Here is a 19,052-nt window from a genome sequence, read left to right as displayed (position 1 = left end):
CGGCTCCCATCCCGGACCTCGGGAGCGCCCCGTGACTGCCTTATATTTTTCTATTGGCAATGCTGTTCAACTTTCCGCCGCGGTGTCGTTTTCCGCACTACCGTCCATTTGGTATTTTTCCAGACGATCGAGCGGGATTCCGCAACGAAGCCGTGATTCTAGCAACTGCAGCAGCGGAAGCAGCGTGGCGATGACCTGCGGCAGCTGCGACGTGAGCTCGGCGCTTTCTCCGGCCCGGATACGCTCGAGAGCCTGGTCGATGCTGACCGCCTGCCTGCTCAGCCGATCGACGAACGCCTGCGCGACTTCTCCCCGGTCGCCGATGACACGGTTGCCTCCGGCTTGCCGGCCGGTCTGTGCTCGCTGCGTTGCGAGCCCGACCAGTTCGCTCACAGTGCCGATGTCGTCGTTCGTCGCATTCGACACGCCGATCGTCACGCTGATGCGAATGCGCTCCTCGCGATAGGTCATCACGAGCTTTTCCATCGCCTTCTGCAGGCGCAGCGCGAACGCGCAGCACCCGCCCCAGCCGCCTGCCGGCGAGAGCACGGCGAACCGTGCCGGGGCAAGCTCCGTGACGGTATCTTCCTTGCGCACTTTGGTGGAAAGTATTTTCGACAGCTTGCGCGTGACGAGCTGGGCGACGTGGGCGCCATGCACCACGACGAGCTGCTCGTAGCGGTCGATCTCGACGACCATCGCACTGATGTTGCCGCGGCGACGCCGCGCCAGCGCGAGTTCCTGCTCCGCGCGCCAGTTCAGGCAGGCCTCGGTGACCAGGCCCGAGACCGGATCGACGGGACTATGCTTCGCGAGCGCCGCCCGGCTTTCCTCGAGCTCGCGCCGCGTCTGCGCGAGTCGGGTCAGCGAATCGAGGCGGGCAAGCAGCTCCGCAGCGCCGATGCCTTTGGTGATGAAATCGTTGGCGCCGAGACGGCGCGCGCGTTCGCGCGCCGAATCGTCCTCATCGCCGGAAATCACGATCACCGGCAGGTCATGGATGCGCGACAGCTTCGACGCGCGGACGCGCTCGAGCAGGCCATACCCGTCGAGCTGCGGCATGCCGATGTCGGTCAGCACCAGGTGAATCGTCGGATCCACCAGCAACGCCTGCCAGCCGGCTTCGCCGTCAGCCTCCTCGCGGAATTCGAAACGCCCGCGGATCAGCTTGATGACCGATGCCCGCACCATGCGCGAGTCGTCGACAATCAGCACTTTCGGCAACGGCTGATGCTCTTCCTCTCTCATGATCGGGAATCTCCGGTAACACGCCCGGGGTCGTCGGGTGTCGTCAGGCGCCTATCCGCACGACGGTACGACCTTTCACTTCGCCCTTCAGGAAGGCGTCGAATGCACCCGGCAATTCGTCGAACGCAATGGTGCGTGTAACGGCCGCGAGGTGACGCGGCTTGAGATCGCCCGCGAGACGCTGCCAGACGCGCTCGCGCGTCGGAAAATTCATGTAGCCCGAATCGACGCCGAGCAGGCTCACGCCACGCAGGATGAACGGAAACACCGTCGTCTCCAGATGAAAGCTCGCGGCGTTGCCGATGCTCGCGACGGTGCCGGCCTGCTTCATCGTCGCGAGGATCCAGTGCAGGATCTTTCCACCGACGTTATCGACCGCGCCGGCCCATTGCGTCGCTTCGAGCGGGCGCACGTTGTCGAAGTCGATCGTGCTGCGCAGTCGCACCTCGGCGGCGCCGAGCATCCGCAGGTAATCATCTTCGGCCTCCTTGCCGGTCAGCGCGACGACGTGATAGCCGAGGCGCGACAGCATGTCGATCGAAAGTCCGCCGACGCCACCCGTCGCACCGCTCACGACGACCGGGCCGCGCTCGGGGGCGAGCCCGTTGTCTTCCATTCGCACGATCCCCAGCGCGGCCGTGAAGCCGGCCGTGCCGAGCGCCATCGCTTCGAAGAGATCCAGTCCATCGGGCAGCGGCACGACCCACCCGGCCGGCACGCGCGCGTATTCGGCATAACCGCCGTGGTGCGACACGCCGATGTCGAAGCTGGTCGCGATCACCTTGTCGCCGGGGCGGAAACGCGCATCCGCGCTTTCCACGACTTCGCCCGACAGGTCGATGCCACCGACGCATGGAAAACGCCGGATGATCTTGCCCGCACCGGTTGCGGCGAGCGCGTCCTTGTAGTTGATGCTGGAATAATGGACCCGGATCAGCACGTCGCCCGCGTCGAGTTGCTCGCGGGTCAGCGTTGTCATGCGGCTGAAGACTTTCCTGCTTTCGTCCTGATCGATCAGGAACGCTTTGAACGGCGCAGTCACTTGGGGCAACTCCTCTCGGTTGGGATGCGTCATGAATATGGACGTCACGGTTTCGGACGCCCCGGTTTTTTGGACCGATTATAGCCAAATCCCCGGCTCGACTTTTTCACGGTCCGTCCGGCCTATGCGACTGCCACTCCGGTTCAGGGGGCCCGCAAGCCGACGAATCGAAGACTCACCCCCAACCCATGCCCTCGTTGACACAGCCCTCGATTCGATCGACGTCGATGTCGCATTTCTGTCCGCGCAGAACGTGCCGGTCCTCTCGCACCCCTTCACCCGCCCGCTCGCGTCTCCAGAGCCTCCCAGCGCGCCAGCGCCTCTTCGATTTCCCGCTCGACGGCATCGAGCCGCTCCTTGATCGGCACGGCTTCCTGCGGCGCTTCCTGGTACAGCGACGGGTCCGCCAGGCGCGATTGCAGCGCTGCCTGCTCCGCCTCCAGCGCCGCAATGCGGTCGGGCAACGCGTCGAGCTCCCTTTTCTCGTTGAACGACAGTTTGCCGCCCCGCGACGCTGTCGCCGCAGCCGCTTTCGGCGCGGGCGCAGCGCTTTTGGCCTGCGTCGCGGCAAGCCGCGCCTGCTCCGCGCCGCGCTCCGCTTCGGCCTGCTTGACCCGCTGCCAGTCGGCGTAGCCTCCAGCGTATTCGCCCCAGCGCCCGTCACCTTCGGCCGCGATCACTTGGGTCACGACGTTGTCGAGAAACGCGCGGTCGTGGCTGACGAGGAACAGCGTGCCTTCGTACGCGGACAGCAATTCCTCGAGCAGATCGAGGGTCTCGATGTCGAGGTCGTTGGTCGGTTCGTCGAGCACCAGAACGTTGGCCGGCCGCGCGAACAGCCGGGCGAGCAGCAGCCGGTTGCGCTCGCCGCCGGACAGCGATTTCACCGGCGAACGCGCACGCTGCGGCGCGAACAGAAAATCGCCGAGGTAACCGATGACGTGCTTGCGCTCGCCGCCGATCTCGACGAAGTCCGAACCCGGGCTGATGACCTCGGTCAGCGGCAGTTCCGGGTCGAGCTGCTCGCGCAGCTGGTCGAAGTAGGCGACGGTCTGGCGCGTGCCGCGGCGCACCGTCCCGGCGTCCGGGGCGATCTCGCCGAGGATCAGCTTCAGCAGCGTCGTCTTGCCGGCGCCGTTCGGGCCGATCAGCCCGATGCGGTCGCCGCGCAGGATGCGCGTCGAGAAGTCGCGCACGACGACGCGATCGCCGAAGCGTTTCGTCACGTCGATCAGTTCGGCGACCATCTGGCCGCTCTGCTCGCCTTTGTCGACGGCGAGCTTCACGTTGCCGAGCCGCTCGCGCCGCGCCGCCCGGTCACGACGCAGCGCCTCGAGCCGCCGTACCCTGCCCTCGTTACGCGTACGCCGCGCCTCGACCCCCTTGCGTATCCACACTTCTTCCTGCGCGAGCACCTTGTCGAATCGCGCGCTCGCTTTCGCCTCCGCGTCGAGCTCCTCCGCCTTGCGCCGCTGATAGTCGCTGAAACGCCCGGGATAGCTCGCGAGTTTGCCGCGGTCGAGCTCGATGATGCGGGTGGCGACGTTGTCGAGAAACACGCGGTCGTGGGTGATCACGACGACCGTGCCGCGGAAATCCCGGATCAGTGCTTCGAGCCACAGGATGCCGTCCAGGTCGAGGTGGTTCGTCGGCTCGTCAAGCAACAGCAGATCGGGCTCGGCCACCAGCGCCCGCGCCAGCGACACGCGCTTGACACCGCCGCCGGAGAGGCTCGAAACCAGCGCGTCACCGGGCAGGCCGAGGCGCAGCAGGATCTCATCGACCCGCTGGTTGAGCCGCCACGCGTCGGCGGCTTCGACCGCGTGCTGCAGCGCCTCGAGCCGCGCCAACGTCTCTTCACTGGCCGATTCGGCGACGGCGTGCATCGCCGCGTGATACTCGACGAGAAGGCGCGCGGCATCCCCCAGGCCGTCGGCGATTGTCGCGAACACGTCGCGTTCGAGCGGGAAATCGGCCTCCTGGGGGACGTACGCCACCTTCAGCCCGGACTGCCGCCACACCGACCCGTCATCGAGAGACGACTGCCCGGCCAACACCCGCAGCAGGCTGGATTTGCCCGAGCCATTACGTCCGATCAGCGCCACGCGCTCGCCCGCGTCGAGCTGGAAGTCCGCATGTGAGAGCAGATCCACGTGCCCGTACGCGAGACAGGCGTTGTCGACAGAAAGCAGCGGCATGGTGAAGGACTCATTGGAATGAAAAGCCATTTTACCGGCCTGCTACCATAGCGGCGCATTCGAGCATAATGCGGTGCAACATTTTGCAGACAACACCATCGACGAGGCAGCATGGAAGCATTGTTGGGGCGATTCCGCGAAGAACACGACGACGATCTCGCACTGTGGGTCGCGCTGGTCGATGAGTTGCGCCCGGCCAAAGCTTCCGACACGCAAGCGGCGATCGCGGGGTTGCGCGGCCTGACGCACACGCTCGCCTCCCGGCACGACCTTGCAGAAGGCCTGTGCGACGCGCTGATCCGCCTCTTTCGCGAGCGCAAGCAGGTGTCGCTGTACGTCTCGTCCGGCCTGCTCCCGTCCACCGGTTTCTTTTCCGAGACGGCACACCGCATTTCCGGGCGCCTGCTGCCCGAAGTCGTCGACACCGACTACATGAAGGACGTGCTGAGTGTCGTCTTCCACCGCAAGGACGACGAGGCCTGGGTCACCGCAATCCCGGACGCGGAGTGGATCGAGTTCCTGCGCAGCGTTTTCGGATCGACTCCGCTCCAAGCGGACAGCACTGAAGAGGGTTACGGGCTGCCGCACGCCGCCGCCGAAATCCTCGAGGCGCTGCGGGTATTGTCGTATCACGTGTCGGCAATCGGGCTGGAGCCCGAGCTGATCCGCGTAGATCCCACACTCGAGGAACACGAATCGCCCTTTCTGGCGCAGAACCAGGAACTGGTCGCCTATCTCGACCACTATCGGCGCGCCTGGAAGGACGGCTCCGAGTTGGTCGAAGACGAAAAACACTTGCAGGTGATGCTCGACCAGTGCGACGACGTCCTCCTGCGGATCCGCAAGCGCGCGGCCAAGATCGGCACCAGCCTGGCGCTCACGTTCAAGCTCGAACGCCTCCGCCAGCACCTCGACCGGATGGCCGACCTGCTGTTCCTGCTCCATCAGCTGCACGCCGAGCGACGCATCGACGCGGTCGCGGCGCAGATCGTCGGGATCTTCAAGCAACTGGTGCATGCCGAGTGCCGCAAGAACAAGCTCTCCGACTACTGGGGGCAGAACGTCGAACTGCTGTCGATGCGCATGACCGAAAGCGCAAGCAAGACCGGCGAGCACTACATCACCTCGACCCGTCGCGAATACTTCGGCATTCTCGGCTCGGCAGCGCTCGGCGGGCTGATCATCGCAGCGATGACGGGCCTGAAGATCGTGCTGGGCCGCGAGGGTTTCGCCCCCATGACCGAAGCCCTGGCGTTCTGTCTCAACTACGGCATCGGCTTCGTGCTGATCCACATTCTCGGCGGCACGGTCGCGACCAAGCAGCCTGCGATGACGGCCAACGCGATCGCCGCTTCGATCGGCGAAGCGCAGGGCAAGAACAGCGACCTCGAGAACCTCGTGGAGCTCATCGCGCGCACCGTGCGCAGCCAGCTTGCCGCAATCCTCGGCAACATCGGCATCGCGATTCCAATGGCGATGCTGATCGCGATCGGGATCCACTGGCTTACCGGGGATCCGTTCACCGAGCCGGGCAAGGCGCGCGAACTGCTCAGGCAGGTCGATCCGGTCAGCGGCGCGGTCCTGTTCGCGGCAATTGCCGGTTTCTGCCTGTTCCTGTCCGGGCTGATCGCAGGCTACTACGACAACCTGTCAGCCTACGAACGCATTCCGCAGCGGCTGTTGCAGCTGCGCTGGCCTCGTCGGGTGTTCGGTGCCGCGCGCATGCAGCGCGTCGCGGCTTATGTCGAGAACAACCTCGGCGCGCTGGCGGCGAATTTCTTCTTCGGCTTCCTGCTCGGCGGCGTGACGGCACTCGGGGTCCTGTTCGGCCTGCCGCTGGACATCCGCCACATCGCCTTCTCGTCCGCCTACGTCGGCTACGCTGCCGTCGGCATGGATTTCACGTTGAGCTGGCAACTCGCGGCGCTGTCGGCAGCCGGCATCGCGCTCATCGGACTCACGAACCTCGGAGTGAGCTTCGCGCTGACCCTCTACGTCGCGCTGCGCGCGCGCCGCATCACCTTCGCGCAGGGACGCGAACTGGGAAAAATGATCGTCCGGCGCTTCGTCTCGCGCCCCCGCGACTTCCTGCTACCGCCTCCCTCGACGGCGCAGGCCGAAGAGCAGAATGGAGAAGCTTCGCTTCCCCAGCGCGAACCCCACAATGGCCACGTCAACCACAAAATCCACGGAAACGGCAAAGGCGTGCTTGGTCACCGGCGCTCGAACGGCTAGAATTGCGCGCTCTCCTCGTAGTTCAATGGATAGAACGAGCGCCTCCTAAGCGCTAGATGTGAGTTCGATTCTCGCCGAGGAGACCACTTCGCAACCTCCAGCACAGCCGGGAGCGCGTCGCCCCGTCATTCCAGCCCTTTCAGCAGCGCCTTCAGGTACTCGACGGGAATCGCGTAGCTGATGCCCGACGGGTCGCTCAGAATGTTTTCCTTGGTGGACTTGACGAACACCATGTTGATCACACCGACCAACCGCCCCGTCTCGGAATCGAATACCGGGCTTCCGCTGTTTCCGGGGTAAGTCGTCGCATCGAGCTGATAAATGCGGAAAGGGTCTTTCGACAAGCGGCGGATCAGCGCCTGATTGAGATGCTGCGCACGTAGCTGCGGAATACCGATCGGGGTGATCGCGGCGACGATGCCACGGTGCGTCACGGGTGACAGTCCCAGGACGCTGCCGATCGGAAAACCGGTCAGGGCGATGCTCTGACCTTCGCGGACGCGGTCCGAAGACACGTCGACGGACAGGGAAGGCAGCGGCGGTCCGCCTTCGAGCCGCAACACTGCCAGATCGTGGTTCTTGTCAATCGCAAGCTTGCTGACCTTGCGGATCGTCGCCTGCCCCTCGCCGGGAACTGCCACCGCGAGGGTTTCCATCTGATCATCGGCCAGCGCATCGGGGACGACGTGCGCATTGGTCGCGATCATCATTCCATCGCCGACTGCGAAACCCGTGCCGAGGAACTTGAAGGCGGGAGCCCGGGTGCGCTGGAAGGTGCCGACCGCGACCACCGATGGCTTGATGCGCGACACCGTGTCGACCAGGTCTGCCACCGCCGGAAGCGGTATCAGCCCTGCAGTGGCCGTCGTGGCGGCGACAACGAGGCTGCGCCGAAGCGCACGGTTCGCCGCGCTGAAATTCATGTATCGCTTGCTCCCTCACTTGCCGCTTGCCCTGCCGGCATTTTTACACTGGGCCGTGCGATGCGGCTGTCGAACGGATGGTCTCGGCGGGCGACGAAGTTCAATATACGGCTCACATAGGCGCGAGTTTCAGGGTAAGGCGGCACACCCCGGTACCGGTCGACGGCGCCCTCGCCGGCATTGTAGCCGGCAGCCGCGAGCGCGATGTCGCCGCGAAAATACGCGAGCAGCCAGCGCAAATAAGCGAGCCCCCCCTTGATGTTTTCGCGCGGATCGAACGGATCGCGGACGTTGAAGCGTGCCGCCGTATCCGGGATCAGCTGCATGACGCCCATTGCATTCTTCGGCGAGACGGCTCCCGCATCGAGCCGTGACTCGGCCACCGCGATCGCCAGCGCGAACCGGGGGCTGATCTGATAGGTGGGGGCGAGCTCGATGATCATGCGCGCAATGCGCTGCCGTTCGGCTGACAGCGAGCGGATGTGGGTCTCCGGATTCCACTCATGGTCGTCGAGCGCGACCGCCGGCGCGGCGTTGAGGCAAGGGGGAACCTGCCCGCTGTGACCGCCGGTGAAGCGCAGCATCCGTCGTGCCTGCACGTCCCCGCGCGCGGCCGCCATCGCGAACAGCGTTCCGGCATATGCATCGTTACGCTGCGTCCCCCGTCCGTTGGCATACATCCAGCCGAGGGCGTACATCGCTTCGGCATCGCCGAGGCGGGCCGCCTCGCAATAATGCGCGACTGCGCGGACCGGATTGCGGGGCACGCCTTCGCCATGCTCGTGGGCGACGCCCTGCTGGACAAGATAGCGTGCATGTGCTGCGAGCTTCGCGTCGGGGATGCCCTGCTCCTTGCGCTCGCCGGCATACGCGGACGGCGCCACGGTGCCGGCCGCGAGGACGAAAAGCAGCGCTGCACGACAGCGATCATGGCGGAGTTTGTAGCGTTTCATCATCCCCCCCAATGGCATTGGCCCGGCTGCCGATACAGGTGTTCTAGCAGATGCTCCTAGAGTCGCCAAACCGTTACACCCGCCTTGGCCAATGCATCGGCGTCATAGGACGATTTCACGTCGGAGAAAACGCCGCCCGGCAGGAGCTTGCCTGCGAACTCATCCAGTTGCATATCGAGATAGGGCGCATGGGAAACGGCCGCCACCATTGCCGCGGCCTTCGGCAGCGCTTCCCACGACTCCAGACGAATGCCGTATTCGCGGGCGGCCTCGGCTGGCGCCGCGACAGGATCATGGACATGCACGGTGCAACCGAAGCTCTCGAGCTCGCGGATCACGTCGATGACCTTGCTGTTGCGCAGGTCGGGGCAATTTTCCTTGAACGTGAGCCCCAGCACGATGACATCGCAGCCCCTGATCGGATGCCCCGCCTGGATCATCTGTTTGACGGTTTGTTCGGCGACGTATTTCCCCATGCCGTCGTTGATGCGCCGCCCGGCGAGAATGACCTGCGGATGATGGCCGAGCATTTCCGCCTTGTGCGTCAGATAATACGGGTCCACTCCGATGCAGTGGCCGCCGACGAGGCCGGGCCTGAACGGCAGGAAGTTCCACTTCGTCCCGGCCGCCTGCAGCACTTCGGTGGTATCGATTCCGATCTTGTGGAAAATCACCGCCAGTTCGTTCATCAGCGCGATATTGAGATCGCGTTGTGTATTCTCGATGACCTTCGCGGCCTCGGCGACCTTGATGGAACTGGCCGCATAAACTCCGGCGCTTATGATTGCGCCATAGATTTCCTTGACCTTCTGCAGCGTCTCCGGCGTATCGCCTGAAACGACCTTGACGATTTTCGTCACCGTGCGCTCCTTGTCGCCCGGATTGATGCGCTCAGGGGAATAACCGACAAAGAAATCCTGCTTCCACTTCAGTCCCGATTCCCGTTCGATGATCGGAATACAGACTTCTTCGGTCGCTCCCGGGTACACAGTGGATTCGAACACCACGACCGCTCCGCGCTTGAGGTTGCGCCCCACCGTTTCGGACGAGCGGATCAACGGAGTGAAATCCGGCTTGTGAGCAATGTCGACCGGCGTCGGCACGGCCACGACGATGAAGTCCGCCTCGCGGATAGAAGCCGGATCGGAATGACAACCGAGATGAATCGCGGCGCGAAGATCGTCTGACGACACTTCCCCGGTCGGATCGACGAAGTCGCGGTAAGCCGCGACCTTGTCGGCCGAAAGATCGAAGCCGATGGTCTTGAATTTCTTCCCGAACTCGACGGCAAGGGGAAGCCCGACGTAGCCGAGGCCGATCACAGCGAGAGTTGTCATGGCGAAGGGTCCTTTTTGGTGTTCGTATCGCGGTGTCCGAATCCTGTGCCTTACAAGCCCTGCTTCAGACTCGTCGCCTGCGCGCGCAGCGGACTGCCCTCGGGCGCCTGCGTGGCAAGATGCTCGAGTTCCTTGAGCGCGTCGCTTTTGCGATCCGCCTTGAGATATGCCTTGGCGAGATTCAGCCGGAGCACCCCCGCGTCCGGTGCCAGGCTGACGGCCTTGCGCAGGTTGTCGAGGCCCTCGTCACGCTGGCCGTGCTCGACCTGAAGCATCCCGAGGGTATCGAGGATCGCGGGATTATCAGGGGACAGGGACAACGCCGTCCGGGCAAGTTCGATCGCCGCCGGATCCCCACGCTGACCTGCGATCCAGGCGAGGTTATTCATCACGGAAGGGTTGTTCGGAACGAGTTCATCGAGCTTTTCGTACAGCTTCCGCGCGTCGTCGAGGCGCCCCTCCGCGACTGCCCGCTCCGCCAGATAGTTGCGCATCGTCACATCCTTTGGATGGGTGCGCATCCAGTCCGCGGCCGTCCTGGCAGCATCCGCCGCTTTCTCGGCCTTGAACTGGGCGGCATGAAGCTTTACGGCTGCCTGCGGCGATGAGGCAAGCTGGAGCGCTTTGCCGTATGCCTGAACCGCCGGCGTCCACGTGCCGGCGGCCATGTGAATATCGCCTTCGGCGAGCAGGCCGATCGACTCTTTCGGACGCTGCCTCTGCACTGTCTTCGAAATGGCCAAGGCCTCCTCGATCCGCTTGTCTTCGACAAACAGGGAGACAAGACGCTGCTGCGCGTCGAGGAGGTCTGCCTTGTGCTCGAGCGCACGCCGCAGCGAGCGTTCTGCTCCCGAATGATCCTTCGCGAGCCGCTGCAGGTCTGACAACTTGATCAGCGGACCCGGGGTCTGGGGCACCAGGCCGGTCAGCTTGTTGAGGGATGAGATCGCCTGCTGCCGATCGCCTGCCGCAAGCTGGGCTTGTGCCAGCAACCCGATCACCTGTACGTCCGACGGATGGGCGACTGCCAGTTCCTGGGCGACGGTCAGCGCCTTTTTCGCCTCCCCGGCCACAAGGTGATGACGCGTCACCGCGAGCCGTGGCGCCACCGCCGCGGGATTGGCGCCGGCTGCGCGTTCCAGTGCCGACAGCACTTCGCCGGGTTTGGCGCCCGTGCGCTCCAGCAGCGTGGCGAGGAACAAATGGGCTTCGATGTTTTTGGGATTGGCTGAAACGATCTTCTCGAATCGCCTCTTGGCATCATCCGGACGACCATCGGCAATATCCATTCGTGCGAGATTGGCAGACGCCGCGAGGTAGTCCGGATTCAGCTCGAGCGCTTTTTCGAACGCCGCGCGGGCACCCGCGACGTCCTTCTTGCCCATCAGGATTCCGCCCTTCAAGATGTGGGTCTGCGGATTTTCCGGCTGCTTGGCTTCGAGCTGCTGCTGGGTACGCATCGCCTTGTCGAATTCCCCGCGCCGCAGATGGACGAGAATCAGCGCGAGATCGGCCTGTCCGCCATCGGATTCGAGTTCGGACGCCGCTTCGAGGTCGGCGATGGCCTGATCGGCGTCGCCGCCCATCAGGCGTGAAACCCCCAGGCGCGTGCGCGCGCTCGCGTTCTCGGGCTCGGCGGCCGAGACCTTCGCGAAATATTCCGCTGCGCGGTCGAGATCACCCGTCGCGGTGTAGATCCTCCCCGCAAGCGCCATCGTCGCACTGTCCACCGACGCTGCATCGAGCAGCGGCTGCAACGTCTCCAAGGCGCGACTCGGTTCGCCCGCAGCCAGTTGCGATGCCGCCAACATCCGGCGCGCCAGCACCTGGCGCGGAGCCCGTGTAAGCACCACGCCGAGGTGTTCCTGCGCGAGCACTTGCTGGTTCAGGCGGCCATAGACGACGCCTGCGAGCAGGCGCGCCGCGAGAAAATCGGGAGCAAGGCGAACGGCCTCGGCAACTTGGTCACGTGCTTCCGTCATCCGGTTGTTACGCAATTCCACCAGCGCCTGCAGGTAACGCGTCGACGCGTGCCGGGGCGCAATTTTTTTCATCGCATCGAGGCGCGAAACCGCTGCATCGAACCGGTTTTCCCGCAGCAGGGCCGACACGAGGGCAAAGTGGTAGTTGACGGCTTCGGGACGTGCCGCGACTGCAGCCTCGAGGGCAGTCACGACCTCTGCAGGCTGATTGCGCAGCATCATCACGTCGGCCCGCAGCGCATGCGCTTGCGCAGCATCGGCCTTGAGCGCGAGAGCACGATCTGCCTCGGCGAGCGCCCCGTCTGGATCACCGCCGAAAAACTTGATGCGCCCCAGGCCGACCCGGGTCTGCGCGTCGGACGGCGCCACCGCAACGGCTGCCTCATACGAGGCTCTCGCCTTTTCGAGTTCCCTCTTGGCGAAATGCGCATCCCCAACCGCACCGAGCAGCGCCGCCTGCCCGGCAGGATCTTCGAGCGCCTTGCCATCGAACGCCTTCAGCACCTCATCGAACTCTCCCGACCGGACAAGGGCGCGCGCGAGCAGCGGACTGACCTGCGCGTCGGGATAACCCCGCTCTGCAGCCCGACGCAGCTCTTTGACCGCGCCGGCAACGTCGCCCTGCTCCAGATTGATCTGTCCGAGGAGGAAACGCGCCTCGGCAAGACTGCCGTCCTTCTGCAGCGCATTCTTCAGCTGGATCGCGGCCGCGTTGGTGTCCCCTTTCGCCAGATATTCCTTCGCCGATCGGAGCATCGTCTCCGGATCGTCGCCGCAGGCCGTGAGCAGCGCCGCGCACAGGGCGGCGGTGACGATGCGACCCGCGAAGGACCGCGCTGAAACTTTCCGCTCGGACACGATCAGTTCTCCTTCTTCAAAGCGAAACGGTTCATGAGGTCGTAAAGCGACGGACGGCTCACGCCGAGAATCTCGGCCGCGCGGGCAATATTGCCGTTGGTGCGCGCCAGCACCCGTACGACGGCCCGCCGTTCCGCCTCGTCGCGCACCTGTCGCAAGTTGAGGTGCTGCAGATCGGGGTCGACGCTGTCCAGACCGAGATCGTCGGCCGTGATGCGGCTTCCCTCGGTCATGATGACGGCGCGCTTGAGGCAGTTCTCCAGTTCCCGCACGTTGCCCGGCCAGCGATGCGATTCGATTGCCGCCACCGCGTCGTCGCCCAGGTGCATCGTTCCCCGTCCATTGGCCTGCGCGAAGCGCTGCACGAACGCATGCGCGAGAAGCACCGCGTCGCCGTCGCGGTCGCGCAGTGGCGGGATTTCGATGACGATTTCGGCAAGCCGGTAATAGAGGTCCTCGCGGAACAGCCCGGCGCTGATCTGCGCCTTCAGATCGCGGTGCGTCGCGCACACGATCCGCACATCGACCGCGATCTCTTCCCTGCCGCCGATCCTCTCGATGACCCGCTCCTGCAGGAAACGCAGCAGCTTCGCCTGCAGCGCCATCGGCAGATCGCCAATTTCGTCGAGGAAAAAAGTCCCCTTGTGCGCAGCTTCGATCTTGCCCTGCGTCTGTTTCACGGCCCCGGTAAAAGCCCCTTTCTCGTAGCCGAACAGTTCGCTCTCGAGCAGAGTCTCCGGGATGGCTGCACAGTTGATCGCGACAAAGCGCTCCTTGGCGCGCGTCGACATCGCGTGCAGGCCGCGCGCCAGGATTTCCTTGCCGGTGCCGCTTTCCCCGAGGAGCGCGACCGTGACGTTCGCCGGCGCCACTTTCTCGACGGTGCGGCAGACCTTGAGCATCGCCGAATCCCGCGTCAGGACGGCGGACAGGCTGCTTCCCTGGAGCGCTGCCAGACGCAGGTTTTCCATTTGCAGGTCGTGCAGGCGAAAAGCGCGGTCGATCGTCAGGCCGAGCAACTCGGGTTCAAAAGGCTTGCCGAAGAAATCATAGGCCCCCATCGCGACCGCCTTCACCGCGTTTTCGCGGTCATGCTGCCCAGTCAGGACGATGACCTTGGTATCGGGGGCCAGCGCGAGCATTTCCCCCAGCAGGCGAAATCCCTCGACGGCGTCATCGGGCGCGGGGGGCAGCCCGAGGTCCATCGTCACGACCGCCGGCTCATGACGCCTCAATTGCGTGATCGCGCTTTCCCGATCGCTCGCAACAACTGTTTCGAAAGCGTCGAAAGCCCAGCGCATCTGTTTCTGAAGCGCCGGATCGTCCTCGACGATCAGCAGCGTACGCCGCTTGTCATTCATGATTTTCGCGTACCTTTTCCCGTGTTGCTGGCAAATCCGGATCGGCCCGGGCAGAAACGGGCAATACCACGGTCACGCAGGTACCGCGCCCCGCTTCACTGTCAAAATGAATACGGCCTCCCAGTTCATGAATGTACTGCTGGGTCTCGTAGACCCCAATACCCATTCCCGTGGATTTACTTGTGTGAAACGGCTTGAACAGGCGCTCTTTCATGAACTCCGATGTCATTCCGCAGCCGCTGTCCTCGACAGTGATACGGGCCGAAGACCGGTCCGGCATATCCACCTTCATTGTCACCTTGCCATGGTCCTGCGTCGCATCGAGCGCGTTCTGCACGAGATGTCCGATCACCCGCTCGAGCCGTTCGGGATGCGCCTGGACTTGGAGGCGCTCATCGCGGTCCGCGAACACCTCCACCGTCGGCTGCTGATGGCGCTTCGCCGCCTGGATACGGTCGGCCAGCGCACAAAGATCGACTCGCCTGTGCGGATCGATCGAACGTTTTTCCTGCAATTGCGCCATCAGCGCGCGCATGCGCGATTCGACATGCGCGACCGTGTCGAGCATGTCTTCCTGGAACGCCGGATTGTGTTTGTGGCGCTCGGCGTTGCGAAGCATCAGCGACAGCTGGGCGACGAGATTCTTCAGGTCGTGAACGACGAACGCCGACATGCGGTTGAAGGAGTCGAACTTGCGCGACTCGAGCAAGGCTTCGGTGACCTGCATGCGGGCGAGATAGCTCGCGGCCTGGCGTTGCGCCGTCTTCAGCAGATCGAGCACTTCCCAGTCGATCTCGAACGCGGTGCGAGGTGAATTGAGCACCACGAAACCGACCAGCGCGCCCGACGATTTGAGCGGCACGACGAGCCACGCGTCGGGTATTGCGGACAGCCACCGCGGCAACGCCAACCCATCATAGTGGGCGGGACGCGAGCGGAACTCCTCGAGATTGATGACCCATTCGCGCTCGTCGAGAAAACGGCATAGAGCACTGCCATCGTCCTCGAAAGCGTCCGAAGCCCCCTGATTGAGGCGCGCATTGACCGAGAAGCGGCCGCTCGCGTCCTTCAGCCAGAGCGTTCCGCCGGAACTCTCGACCAGGTCCGAAAGGGCCTTTATGACCGATTGTCCAAGGTCCAGCGTGCCGCCCGCGGACGATAGCGCTTGGGTGAAGCGCAACCATTCGTTGCGATAATCGTAGCGGTAGGGGAACAGGTGCTTGTTGATGAACACTCTCAGACGGGCCCGCTGCGATCCCGAGAAGAGGAAAACCAGCAGCAGCAGGAGCCCGGCGAACAGCAGGGTCAGCTGCAGCGCCCTGCCCCAGTTCCCGCCGAAATAGCGAACGTAGTATCCGGCCGCCGCGATCACCAGCAGGTACAGGCCCGACACCGCGAGTGCAGTGGAATGGAACGCCATCTCCCGTGATACCGAGATCTGGAGCGTCCACGACGGCGTACGGGCCGCTGAAACGGCGACCAGAGGAATTACCAGAGCATGGGCGATGCCCCGCACCCCCCACACGTCCGGATCGAGCCGGCCGAACAGGAATCCATCGGCGAACAGGTACAGTTCGAACACATAGCCTGCGGCGAGGCCGAGGCACAACGGTTTCAGTCCCCAGCGCGATTCCGTCGGTATCGCACGGAAAAGCTGCTCGACGAGCACCAGGCCGAACACCGCGGCCACCAGAAAGGCAGCTAGCATCAGGCTTGCCGGCTTGAGGTCGACGGGCAGATCGAGGGCGGAAAGCGCTACCGCGATCAGCTCGGCGGCGACCACGAGCCCAGCGAACGCCGCGGGCCACCGCAGCCGATGTCCCCCCAACGGCCGCAGCAATACAAGCAGGAACGCGAACCAACAGGCGCTGCGGAAGACATCCAGCGCCGCGGCCACCACCGCCAGCCACGCGCTCGGATAGAGGACGAGAAAAGTGCCGGCCAGCGCCCATGACGCGCTGCTGCCCACGGCAAGAAGCAGAAAACCGCCCGGAATGCCGCCGCGCCATGCGAGCAGAAGGTACAGACCGAAAAGAAGGTAAGCTCCAGCGGCTCCGCCGTAGCCCCATACCGCGACGTCGGACAGCTCGACACCCATCAGCTCCCCCCCGAGCAAGTCGTTTCGGCGACAACAGGACCTGGATTGTCCCCCTCCGCCGTATCGGCGAAAGGCGGTAGCCGATATCCGGTCAGTTCGCGCCCTCCCCGGTCAGGACGACCCGGACCGTTTCGAACAGCACGAGGGTATCGAGCACGACGGTGTGGTTCTTCACGTAATACAAATCGTATTGCAGCTTTTGAATGGCATCGTCCACCGAAGCGCCATATTGGTATCGAACCTGCGCCCAGCCGGTGACGCCCGGCTTGACGCAGTGGCGAACAGCATAGAAGGGGATCTCCTGCGCCAGTTGATCGACGAAGAACGGGCGCTCCGGGCGGGGTCCGACGAGACTCATTTCACCTTTCAGGACGTTGAAAATCTGCGGGAGCTCGTCGATGCGCAGCTTGCGGATCACCCTCCCGACCCGTGTAACCCGGTCGTCACCGGATACCGCCCACCGCGGCTTGCCGTCCTTTTCGGCGTCGCGCCGCATGCTGCGAAACTTGATGACGCGAAATACCCGCCCGCCCAGCCCGACCCTCTCCTGCCGATAGAAAATCGGCGCGCCATCCTCCAGCGCGATCAGCAGCGCGGTGACCGCCATCACCGGCAGGGCGGCCAGCAACAGGATCGACGATGCAGCCAGATCGAAGCAGCGCTTGACGAACGCGCGCGCGAGGCCTTGCCTGAAACCGTCGCCATAGATCAGCCAGCTGGCCTTCAGCGAATCGATGCGGACCTGTCCCTGCACACGCTCGAAGAAGGACGACAGATCCAGCACCCGCACGCCCCACACCTTGCAGTCGAGCAGTTCACGAATCGGAAGGACACCGCCTCGGCGTTCCCGCACTGCGACGATCACCTCGTTCACCCGAAGCTGCCGGACCGTCTGAAGAAGGTCCTTGCAATCGAGCACGCGGCCCCGGTCGACGTCGACCGAATCCTCCCCTTCCACCGCGTAGAAGCCGACTACTTCCATGCCGCTGCGCATCGGGCTGCCGAGCGATCGCTCCACCGTCAGCGCGTCCGCCCCGGTACCGATAATCAGCACGCGCGGGGCGAACATCGAAGTTGCCCAGTGACGGTTGACCATCGCCCGCATCAGGAGGACGAGACCCAGCAACAGCATTACCGAGATCTGCATTGCCTCGGAGGCGAAATAGTTCCACGGAAGCACGAGGAACACTCCGAAAGCCACCGGGATACTCACCACAATCGAGATCAGCACGCGCCCTATCGTGGTGCGCGTCGACCGCTCCCCTTCAGCCGGCCGATACAGACCCATCGCGCTGTTCAGCAGAATCATCGCGAACGCGAAAAGCAGCGCCGAAGGCACGATGACGCGCCAGTCGACCGCCCCGCCTCGCACCTGTGCCGCCACCGCGAATATCACCGCCATGAAAAGCACGAGGGCGTCGAAAACGACCTGTTGCAGGACGTGGGACGGAAAATAGTGACTGAATATTTTTAGCATCGGCACATCCTGGATTACGCGTGCAATCGGAATCACTTGGCCCCGAAAGGATTCATCCCTTTCCGGACCGAGACACGTACCTACCGCGATTACATCCACTTCCGGCTCGTCCACACGATAGTCCCTGCTGGACGGCATGTACATCAGACCTGCATATTCGCGACGTTCAACCGACACTGTCGGGTCGCGGTGCGCATTGCTCCATGTGCAATTTGGGTTGCGGCATCGCAGCATTCCCCCCTCTACTGCCCACTCCCGCTTCATCCGGTCTTCGGGCTCAGGTAGTGCCCTCGACGAATCGACCGTCAGGCCCGGACTGCCTGGCGCAGGCCGGCAGTGATCCGGTCCACGGCATGCGTGGCTTGCGGAAAAAACTGTCCCAGCGTGATGAACCCGTGGACGACCCCGTCCACCGCGACGTGTTCGATCTCCCCCCCCTCCGCTCGTACCCGCTCTGCAAAGGCCCTGCAATCGTCCGCCAGAGGATCGCATTCCGCCGTGACGAGAAGGATCGGCGGCAATCCGGCCAATGACGGCGCGCGCATCGGGGACGCACGCCAGTCCTCGTCATCGCCTGCCGGAAGGTAGTGACCGTAAAACCATTCGAGGCTCTCCCGGTCGAGGAGATACCCCTGGCTGAAAAGTTGGCGCGACGGGCGCTCGCTGGCGATCTCGGTGCTCGGATAGACCAGGAACATGAACCGGATGGCGACACTTGCCCGTTCATGGGCGAGGAGCGCGCCGACGATCGAAAGGTTTCCGCCCGCACTATCGCCCCCCAATGCAATACATTCACGGTCTATGCCCAACAGTTGCGCCTGTTCTGCTGCCCACTCAATAGAAAAAATAGCATCCTCGACTGCGGCCGGAAAGGGATTCTCGGGCGCGAGCCGATAGTCGATCGACAACACCGCGCAGCCCGAGCCGTTTGCCAGCTGACGGCAAAGAACGTCATAACTTTCGAGGTCTCCGACGCACCAGCCGCCGCCGTGAAAGTAGATCAGCAGCGGAAGCTCGTCGTCCTCCGCGCTCTCCAGCGGGCGGTACAGGCGCGCGTTCAAGGTGCTCCCGTCCGCCCGCGTCATCGCCACTTCCGCTGTCGTCGCAACCGCCGGAGAAGGCAGACCCCATGCCCACTGCAATTTCCGGAATGAATGTCGCGCCTGATCGACGGACAGCTCGTGAAAACGCGGGGCGCCGACACGGTAGACCATGTCCAGCAGTGCCTTGGCCTGGGATGAGAGGGGCATGCGCAGAATCCGGGGCCCGGCGCAGGGCTGAACCCCGATATGAAAATCAGGAGGTCCTGATTCTAACGGAGAGCAGCGGCACGACGGAGA

At 64.0% G+C, this 19,052-nt stretch carries 12 protein-coding genes and 1 tRNA gene; 2 read left to right on the top strand and 11 right to left on the bottom strand.

From position 1 onward, the window contains the following. Window positions 1-66: 66 nt before the first annotated feature. The 3 genes from GO608_RS15550 to GO608_RS15540 form a co-directional block, all read right to left on the bottom strand. On the bottom strand, window positions 67-1,248 hold the full coding sequence (locus GO608_RS15550; RefSeq protein WP_169200378.1) for a GGDEF domain-containing response regulator: 1,182 nt from the start codon (window positions 1,246-1,248) through the stop codon (window positions 67-69). A 43-nt stretch (window positions 1,249-1,291) separates the two neighbouring features. Further along, window positions 1,292-2,323: an oxidoreductase gene (locus tag GO608_RS15545; protein WP_169200379.1), complete on the bottom strand. Its 1,032-nt coding sequence runs from the start codon at window positions 2,321-2,323 to the stop codon at window positions 1,292-1,294. 242 nt (window positions 2,324-2,565) lie between these two features. After that, entirely contained in the window at window positions 2,566-4,488 is a 1,923-nt protein-coding gene (locus GO608_RS15540; protein WP_169200380.1) for an ATP-binding cassette domain-containing protein, read from the bottom strand. 111 nt (window positions 4,489-4,599) lie between these two features. On the opposite strand from GO608_RS15540, the gene GO608_RS15535 reads away from it, so the two are divergent. After that, window positions 4,600-6,723 (top strand): site-specific recombinase, encoded by a 2,124-nt coding sequence (locus tag GO608_RS15535; protein ID WP_169200381.1) that lies wholly within the window; start codon window positions 4,600-4,602, stop codon window positions 6,721-6,723. A gap of 11 nt (window positions 6,724-6,734) precedes the next feature. Beyond that, a tRNA-Arg gene (locus GO608_RS15530) sits at window positions 6,735-6,809 on the top strand. A 39-nt stretch (window positions 6,810-6,848) separates the two neighbouring features. Here GO608_RS15530 and GO608_RS15525 read toward each other — a convergent pair. The 8 genes from GO608_RS15525 to GO608_RS15490 form a co-directional block, all read right to left on the bottom strand. Then, window positions 6,849-7,646: a S1 family peptidase gene (locus GO608_RS15525; RefSeq protein ID WP_169200382.1), complete on the bottom strand. Its 798-nt coding sequence runs from the start codon at window positions 7,644-7,646 to the stop codon at window positions 6,849-6,851. Then, a complete protein-coding gene (locus tag GO608_RS15520) occupies window positions 7,643-8,599 on the bottom strand; it encodes a transglycosylase SLT domain-containing protein (RefSeq protein WP_169200383.1) in 957 nt (318 codons plus the stop codon). Before GO608_RS15520 ends, GO608_RS15525 begins: the two co-directional genes overlap by 4 nt. Before the next feature lie 56 nt (window positions 8,600-8,655). Continuing rightward, window positions 8,656-9,936 carry a nucleotide sugar dehydrogenase gene (locus tag GO608_RS15515; protein ID WP_169200384.1) on the bottom strand — a complete coding sequence of 427 codons (1,281 nt, stop codon included), beginning with the start codon at window positions 9,934-9,936 and terminating at the stop codon, window positions 8,656-8,658. A 50-nt stretch (window positions 9,937-9,986) separates the two neighbouring features. Next, window positions 9,987-12,776 carry an XrtA/PEP-CTERM system TPR-repeat protein PrsT gene (prsT, locus tag GO608_RS15510; protein ID WP_247003197.1) on the bottom strand — a complete coding sequence of 930 codons (2,790 nt, stop codon included), beginning with the start codon at window positions 12,774-12,776 and terminating at the stop codon, window positions 9,987-9,989. Window positions 12,777-12,778: 2 nt separating this feature from the next. Continuing rightward, window positions 12,779-14,137 carry a PEP-CTERM-box response regulator transcription factor gene (prsR, locus tag GO608_RS15505; protein ID WP_169200385.1) on the bottom strand — a complete coding sequence of 453 codons (1,359 nt, stop codon included), beginning with the start codon at window positions 14,135-14,137 and terminating at the stop codon, window positions 12,779-12,781. Then, on the bottom strand, window positions 14,130-16,235 hold the full coding sequence (prsK, locus tag GO608_RS15500) for an XrtA/PEP-CTERM system histidine kinase PrsK (protein ID WP_247003194.1): 2,106 nt from the start codon (window positions 16,233-16,235) through the stop codon (window positions 14,130-14,132). The genes prsR and prsK overlap by 8 nt, the downstream gene beginning before the upstream one ends. A gap of 91 nt (window positions 16,236-16,326) precedes the next feature. Beyond that, window positions 16,327-17,712: a TIGR03013 family XrtA/PEP-CTERM system glycosyltransferase gene (locus GO608_RS15495; protein WP_247003369.1), complete on the bottom strand. Its 1,386-nt coding sequence runs from the start codon at window positions 17,710-17,712 to the stop codon at window positions 16,327-16,329. Between the two features lie 305 nt (window positions 17,713-18,017). Continuing rightward, the gene (locus GO608_RS15490) at window positions 18,018-18,962 is read right to left on the bottom strand and encodes an alpha/beta hydrolase (protein ID WP_211159628.1); all 945 of its coding nucleotides are present in this window, start codon (window positions 18,960-18,962) and stop codon (window positions 18,018-18,020) included. Between the last annotated feature and the right edge of the window lie 90 nt (window positions 18,963-19,052).

It is taken from the genome of Aromatoleum buckelii (genome assembly GCF_012910785.2).
GTDB classification, from domain to species: domain Bacteria; phylum Pseudomonadota; class Gammaproteobacteria; order Burkholderiales; family Rhodocyclaceae; genus Aromatoleum; species Aromatoleum buckelii.
This window is presented reverse-complemented; position numbering and strand designations above follow the sequence as displayed.